The following is a 7084-nucleotide window of genomic DNA, read 5'->3' on the forward strand; positions in this document are numbered from 1 at the left end:
TTCAAACGGGATTTTGAGTGACGCACATGAAGAAGCATCTCACACCAGCCGAAGCGGCCGCCCTGATCCCCGATGGCGCCGTTGTCACGGTGTCGTCCTCGAGCGGTCTCGGCTGCCCCGATCTGATGCTTAAGGCGATCGGCGAGCGTTTCGAGGCGACCGGCCATCCCCGTGATTTGACGACCCTTCATCCGATCGCTGCCGGCGACATGAGCGGTATCAAGGGCATCGACCATATTGCCAGGAAGGGCCTGCTCAAGCGCATCATCGGCGGCTCCTATCCTTCAGGCCCGTCTTCGGCCGAGCCGCCGCTGATCTGGCAGATGATCACCAACAACGAGATCCCGGCCTACAACATTCCCTCCGGCATCCTGTTCGACATGCATCGCGAAGCGGCCGCCAAGCGGCCGGGCGTCCTGACCAAGGTCGGCATCGATACCTTCGTCGATCCCCGGCGGCAGGGCTGTGCGATGAACGCTCTCGCATCGGACGATCCGGTGGTCAAACGCGTGAGCTTCGAGGGCGACGACTGGCTGTTCTTCCCGTCGATCGTCCCCCAGGTCGCCATCATCCGCGCCACGACCGCCGACGAGCGCGGCAATCTCACATACGAACATGAAGGCGCCTATCTCGGCGGTCTCGACCAAGCGCTTGCCGCCCGCAACAATGGCGGCATCGTCATCGCGCAGGTCAAGCGGATCACCAAGGAAGGCTCGCTGAAGCCGCATGATGTCCGCGTGCCGGGCATGCTGGTCGACTATATCGTCGTCGATCCCGAGCAGAAGCAGACGACGCAGACGGCTTACGATCCCGCGATCTCGGGGGAGATCTTCCGTCCGCTCGCCAGTTTCAGCGTTCCCGAATTCAACGTCCAGAAGGTCATCGCGCGCCGTGTGGCGCAGGAACTTCAAGCGGGAAGCTGCGTCAATCTCGGCTTCGGCATCTCGGCCAACGTGCCGCGCATCCTGCTGGAGGAGGGGCTGCACGGCGCCGTCACCTGGGTCATCGAACAGGGCGCGGTCGGAGGTGTGCCGCTGCTCGACTTCGCCTTCGGCTGCGCCTCCAACGCCGATGCCTATATGCCGTCTCCCTATCAATTCACCTATTTCCAGGGCGCAGGCTTCGACGCATCGCTGCTTTCCTTCCTCGAAATCGGCAGGGACGGCTCGGTCAACGTTTCCAAACTCTCCTTCCGGCCGCATGTGACGGCCGGCGCCGGCGGCTTCGTCGACATCACGGCGCGGGCCAGGAAGATCGTCTTCTCCGGGATGTTCAATGCCGGGGCGAAGCTTTCGATTGCCGACGGGGCTCTCCTCATCGAAAGGGAGGGCAAGCTGAAGAAGCTGGTGAACGAGGTCGAACACGTCACCTTCAGCGGCAGGCGGGCGATCGAGCAAGGGCAGGACATCACCTATGTCACCGAGCGGTGCGTGATGAGGCTGACGCCTGACGGCATCGTCCTCACCGAGATCGCTCCAGGTGTCGATCTTCAGGCCCACATCCTCGATCAGTCCGAATTCCCGCTGATCGTCGCGCCCGATCTGAAGATCATGGACGCGACGCTCTTCAGGGAGGCTAATATCGGCCTGTCGCTTCCGACAAAGAGTGCGCGGACACTGGAGGGCACCTTCCATGGCTAGCGGGACGGTCAGGATCGATATTGACGGACACGTCGCCACGCTGACGATCTCCCGTCCGGAGAAGCTGAATGCGCTCGATCTGGACATGCTGAAAGCGTTGGCGGATGCGGCCGACACGGTCGAGGCGAATCCGGCTATTCGCGCTGCCGTCCTCACCGGTGAGGGTAAGGGTTTTTCCGCCGGAGGCGACATCAAGGCCTGGGGCGGAATGCTGCCTCAGGAGTTCGGCCATGCCTGGGTTCGGCACGGCCACCGCATCTTCGAAAGGTTGGCCACTCTGCGCGTGCCGCTGGTTGCGGCTTTGAATGGCCACGCCCTCGGAGGCGGGCTCGAACTGGCGGGCGTTGCCGACATTCGCCTCGCCGAGGAGCACATCAAGATCGGCCTGCCGGAGACCGGCCTTGGAATGGTCCCGGGCTGGTCCGGCACCCAGCGTCTCGTGCGCCGGTTCGGTGCGCAGATCGTCCGGCGCATGGCGCTCGGCGGCGAGATCTTCAGCGCCGAGGAAGCGCGCCTGCTCGGCATGGTCGATGCGGTCGTCCCGACCGGAAATTCGGTTGCTGCGGCCCAGGAATATGCCGCGCGTATCGCCGCGAGAGGGCCGGCTGCCGTCGAGATCGCCAAATTGATGATCGCATCGGCGAATGGCGAAGACAATGGAACCGCGGTCGAAGCCCTGGGCTCGATCCTTGCCGCGAAGACCGGCGATCTGAAGGAGGGCGTCGCATCGTTCAGCGAGAAGCGCCCGGCAACGTTCAAGGGAGAATGGTAATGACGGTCCTCGTCAACCCCACGGCACTGAGCGACCACAAGGCGCGCGATTTCAGGATGTTGATCGACGGCAAATGGGAGACCGGCGCTTCCGATCCGATCGAGCGTGTCGCGCCGAGCCATGGCGTCGTGGTCAGCCGGTTCCCGACCGGCAGCAGGAGCGATGCCGCGCGTGCGATTGCCGCCGCTCGCAAGGCATTCGACCTCGGGCCGTGGCCGCGCATGACCGCTTCCGAACGCTCCGCCATCCTGCTGAAGGCCGCCGATCTGATTGCTGCGCGCGCCGAAGAGCTGGCATTTCTCGATGCGATCGAGGCAGGAAAGCCGATCACGCAGGTCCGGGGCGAAATCGCCGGCTCCGTCGACATATGGCGCTATGCGGCCGCTCTTGCACGCGATCTTCACGGCGAAAGCTACAACACGCTCGGCGACGGCACGCTCGGCGTCGTCCTGCGCGAAGCGATCGGCGTTGTCTCGATCATCACGCCCTGGAACTTCCCGTTCCTGATCGTCGGCCAGAAGCTGCCCTTTGCGCTTGCCGCCGGCTGCACCACCGTCGTCAAGCCCTCGGAGCTGACATCGGGCTCGACCCTCGTTCTGGGCGAAATCCTGCAGCAAGCAGGCGTCCCGGATGGCGTCGTCAACATTGTCACCGGCACGGGACCTGAGGTCGGCGCGGTCATGACGTCCCATCCAGACGTCGACATGGTCTCCTTCACCGGCTCGACCGGTGTCGGTAAGCTGACCATGTCGAGTGCCGCGCAGACGCTGAAGAAGGTCTCGCTGGAACTCGGTGGTAAGAACCCGCAGATCGTTTTTCCGGATGCCGATCTCGATGCCTTCGTCGATGCGGCCGTCTTCGGCGCCTATTTCAATGCCGGCGAGTGCTGCAATGCCGGTTCGCGGCTGATCCTTCACAAGTCGATCGCTTCCGACGTCGTCAGGCGTGTTGCCGAGCTGTCGAAGGGAGTGCGGGTCGGTGATCCCCTCGATCCCTCGACGCAGGTCGGCGCGATCATCACGCCGCAGCATCTGGAGAAGATCTCGGGATATGTCGCCGGTGCGAGGGGCAGCGGCGCGCGCGTCGCCCATGGCGGCGAGACGCTCGACCTCGGCATGGGGCAGTTCATGTCGCCGACGATCCTCGAAGCGGTCACCCCCGATATGGCGGTGGCCCGCGAGGAAGTCTTCGGCCCGGTTCTGTCGGTACTGACGTTCGAGACGACGGCTGAAGCCATCAGCATTGCCAATTCCATCGATTACGGCCTGTCGGCCGGTGTCTGGAGCCGTGATTTCGACACCTGCCTGACGATCGGCCGGTCGGTGCGGGCGGGCACGGTCTGGATGAACACCTTCATGGACGGCGCCTCGGAGCTTCCCTTCGGCGGTTACAAGCAGAGCGGCCTCGGCCGCGAACTCGGCCGCCATGCGGTCGAGGACTACACGGAGACCAAGACGCTGAACATGCATATCGGCAAGCGCACCAGCTGGTGGATGCCGCAGACGGAAAAGCTGGCTTAGCCGGCAATGAAACTGCGCCTGAGGAGGGCGGGTGATCGGGTGCGGAAATGGGTTCCGCATCTTTCAATACTGGAACTGGGAGGTTCTTCGATGAATAGGTTTCTGACCACGACAGCCGTGATCGCATTGGCTCTGGCCGGCGCGCATGTCTCCGCCCGCGCCGCCGACGTGAAGGAAGTGCAGATGCTTCACTGGTGGACGTCTGGCGGCGAGGCGGCTGCTTTGAACGTCCTGAAGGAGGATCTTTCGAAGGAAGGCTTTGCCTGGAAGGACGTTCCGGTTGCCGGCGGCGGCGGTGATGCGGCGATGACGGCGCTGAAGGCGATGGTGGCGGCAGGCACCTATCCGACGGCCTCGCAGATGCTGGGTTATACCGTGCTCGATTATGCTGAGGCCGGCGTCATGGGCGACCTGACGGAGACCGCCAAGAAGGAAGGCTGGGACAAGTCGGTGCCGGCGGCGCTGCAGAAGTTTTCCGTCTATGACGGCAAGTGGGTCGCAGCCCCGGTGAACGTCCACTCGGTCAACTGGCTGTGGATCAACAAGGCTGTCATGGACAAGATCGGCGGCACCGAGCCGAAGACCTTCGACGACCTGATCGCGCTGCTCGACAAGGCGAAAGCGGCCGGCGTCATTCCCTTGGCGCTCGGCGGCCAGAACTGGCAGGAAGCGACGATGTTCGATTCCATCGTGCTGTCGACCGGCGGGCCGGAATTCTACAAGAAGGCCTTCAACGATCTCGACGAGGAAGCGCTGAAGTCGGAGACGATGAAGAAGTCCTTCGACAACCTGGCGAAGATCATCCAGTACGTCGATCCGAACTTCTCCGGCCGCGACTGGAACCTGGCGACCGCCATGGTCATCAAGGGTGATGCGCTGGTGCAGGTGATGGGCGACTGGGCCAAGGGCGAATTCGTCGCCGCCAAGAAGACGCCGGATACCGACTTCCTCTGCTACCGCTTCCCCGGCACCGACGGCAGCGTCATCTACAACTCCGACATGTTCGGCATGTTCAACGTGCCCGACGACCGCAAGGCGGCGCAGGTGGCGCTGGCAACGGCGACGCTGTCGAAGAGCTTCCAGTCGGCCTTCAACGTCGTCAAGGGTTCGGTGCCGGCGCGTACCGACGTTCCCGACACCGACTTCGACGCCTGCGGCAAGAAGGGCATCGCCGACCTGAAGGCCGCCAACGAGGGCGGCACGCTGTTCGGCTCGCTCGCCCAGGGCTACGGCGCCCCTCCGGCGATCGCCAATGCCTATAAGGACGTCGTCTCGAAGTTCGTCCACGGCCAGATCAAGAGCTCCGACGAAGCCGTCACCCAGCTCGTCCAGGCGATCGACGACGCCCGCTGAGACCGCTGAGACCAGCCGATGAATATGCTTCCCCGCGTCTCTAGCGGGGAAGCGTCAGGCTCCGCAGCGATCATTGCCGAGCCGATCCTGCGGGAAGGGAGATGATATCCATGAGCACAGTTGCCACCACCGATCCGGTTCTGACCCCCGGGCAAGCGACGCCGATCTCGCTGAGAGGCCGGCTGCAGGATGCGCTGCCGAAGATCGTGCTGGCGCCGAGCTTCGTCATCACGCTGGTCTTCGTCTACGGCTTCATCGTCTGGACGGCCTATCTGTCGTTTACCAATTCCAAGACCTTCCCCTCCTATCAGCTGACGGGGGCGCGGGCCTATCAGCGGCTGTGGCGCTGGACCTTCGAGAGCGATCCGCCATCCTCCTGGTACACCTCGATCACCAACATGGCGATCTTCGGCTTTCTCTATGTCGGCATCTGTCTGGCGCTTGGCCTGCTGCTTGCCATCCTGCTCGACCAGAAGATCCGCGGCGAGGGGCTATTGCGGCCGATCTTCCTCTATCCGATGGCGCTCTCCTTCATCGTCACCGGGGTGGCCTGGAAATGGTTCCTCGATCCCGGCCTCGGGCTCGAGCAGACGCTGCATCACTTCGGCTGGACGAGCTTCCACTTCGACTGGATCAAGAACAAGGACTTCGTCATCTATACCGTCGTCATCGCCGGCGTCTGGCAGGCCTCGGGCTTCGTCATGGCGATGTTCCTCGCCGGTCTTCGCGGCATCGACGGCGAGATCATGAAGGCGGCCGAGATCGACGGCGCCTCGACCCTGCAGCTCTATCGCCGCATCATCATTCCGCTGCTGCGCCCGGTCTTTCTCTCCGCCTTCATCGTGCTCGCCCATATGGCGATCAAGTCCTACGACCTGGTGGTGGCGCTGACCTCGGGCGGGCCGGGCGGCTCGGCCTGGCTGCCGTCCAACTTCATGTATGAATACACCTTCAAGCGCAACGAGATGGCCGTCGGCTCGGCCAGCGCCATCATCATGCTGATGACGATCTCGGCGATCATCGTGCCCTATCTCTATTCCGAACTGAAGGAGAAGGCCCGATGAACATCTCCGCTGCTTCTACCGCGTCGTCCGGCAATGCAGGACGCCTGATCGGCCGCATCGTCATCTATAGCCTGCTGGTCATCTTCGCCGTCCTCTATCTGATGCCGCTCTTCGTCATGCTCACCACCTCGTTCAAGACGATGGACGAGATCCAGGGCGGCAACATGCTGGCGCTGCCTGAGGCACCGACCTTCGATCCCTGGATCAAGGCCTGGGGCGAGACCTGCGTCGGGCTGACCTGCGCCGGCATCAAGGGCTACTTCTGGAACTCGATCAAGATGGTGGTGCCGGCCGTGGCCATCTCCACCATCATGGGGGCGCTGAACGGCTATGTCCTGACCAAGTGGCGCTTCCCCGGCCACACGCTGGTGTTCGGGCTGATGCTGTTTGCCTGCTTCATCCCGTTCCAGTCGGTGCTGCTTCCGATGGCGACCATCCTCGGCTCGCTCGGCCGCTTCGGTATGACGCTGCAGAACGCCACCGGCTTTACCTTCGGCTTCGGCAATCCGACGGTCAACCTGGTCTTCGTCCATGTCGTCTATGGCCTCGGCTTCACGACGCTGTTCTTCCGCAATTTCTACGAGGCCTTCCCGACCGAGTTGGTGCGCGCCGCCCAGGTCGACGGCGCCAGCTTCTTCCAGATCTTCCGCCGCATCATGCTGCCGAACTCGCTGCCGATCATCGTCGTCACCGTCATCTACCAGTTCACCAATATCTGGAACGACTTCCTGTTTG

General features: G+C 63.2%; 6 protein-coding genes. All 6 read left to right on the forward strand.

All coding sequences use genetic code 11. The annotated features are described in order from the left end of the window. Nucleotides 1-26: 26 nt before the first annotated feature. Complete coding sequence (locus ATY76_RS25015) at nucleotides 27-1640, forward strand: acyl CoA:acetate/3-ketoacid CoA transferase (protein ID WP_088677348.1); 1614 nt, start codon at nucleotides 27-29, stop codon at nucleotides 1638-1640. After that, on the forward strand, nucleotides 1633-2412 hold the full coding sequence (locus tag ATY76_RS25020) for an enoyl-CoA hydratase/isomerase family protein (RefSeq protein WP_088677349.1): 780 nt from the start codon (nucleotides 1633-1635) through the stop codon (nucleotides 2410-2412). Before ATY76_RS25015 ends, ATY76_RS25020 begins: the two co-directional genes overlap by 8 nt. Beyond that, complete coding sequence (locus ATY76_RS25025) at nucleotides 2412-3932, forward strand: aldehyde dehydrogenase family protein (protein WP_088677350.1); 1521 nt, start codon at nucleotides 2412-2414, stop codon at nucleotides 3930-3932. Before ATY76_RS25020 ends, ATY76_RS25025 begins: the two co-directional genes overlap by 1 nt. Before the next feature lie 90 nt (nucleotides 3933-4022). After that, nucleotides 4023-5285: an ABC transporter substrate-binding protein gene (locus ATY76_RS25030; protein WP_088677351.1), complete on the forward strand. Its 1263-nt coding sequence runs from the start codon at nucleotides 4023-4025 to the stop codon at nucleotides 5283-5285. A 110-nt stretch (nucleotides 5286-5395) separates the two neighbouring features. After that, nucleotides 5396-6349 (forward strand): sugar ABC transporter permease, encoded by a 954-nt coding sequence (locus ATY76_RS25035; RefSeq protein ID WP_088676297.1) that lies wholly within the window; start codon nucleotides 5396-5398, stop codon nucleotides 6347-6349. Then, on the forward strand, nucleotides 6346-7084 hold a 739-nt coding region (locus ATY76_RS25040), incomplete at its 3' end, for a carbohydrate ABC transporter permease (protein ID WP_088677352.1). The genes ATY76_RS25035 and ATY76_RS25040, both read left to right, overlap by 4 nt.

Origin of the sequence: Rhizobium sp. R339 (genome assembly GCF_002211395.1) — a bacterium.
Lineage (GTDB): Bacteria > Pseudomonadota > Alphaproteobacteria > Rhizobiales > Rhizobiaceae > Rhizobium.

Coding starts and splice junctions, on each gene's coding strand:
- ATY76_RS25030 (WP_088677351.1), top strand. CDS start 4,023: ATGAATAGGTTTCTGACCACGACAGCCGTGATCGCATTGGCTCTGGCC.
- ATY76_RS25035 (WP_088676297.1), top strand. CDS start 5,396: ATGAGCACAGTTGCCACCACCGATCCGGTTCTGACCCCCGGGCAAGCG.
- ATY76_RS25015 (WP_088677348.1), top strand. CDS start 27: ATGAAGAAGCATCTCACACCAGCCGAAGCGGCCGCCCTGATCCCCGAT.
- ATY76_RS25020 (WP_088677349.1), top strand. CDS start 1,633: ATGGCTAGCGGGACGGTCAGGATCGATATTGACGGACACGTCGCCACG.
- ATY76_RS25025 (WP_088677350.1), top strand. CDS start 2,412: ATGACGGTCCTCGTCAACCCCACGGCACTGAGCGACCACAAGGCGCGC.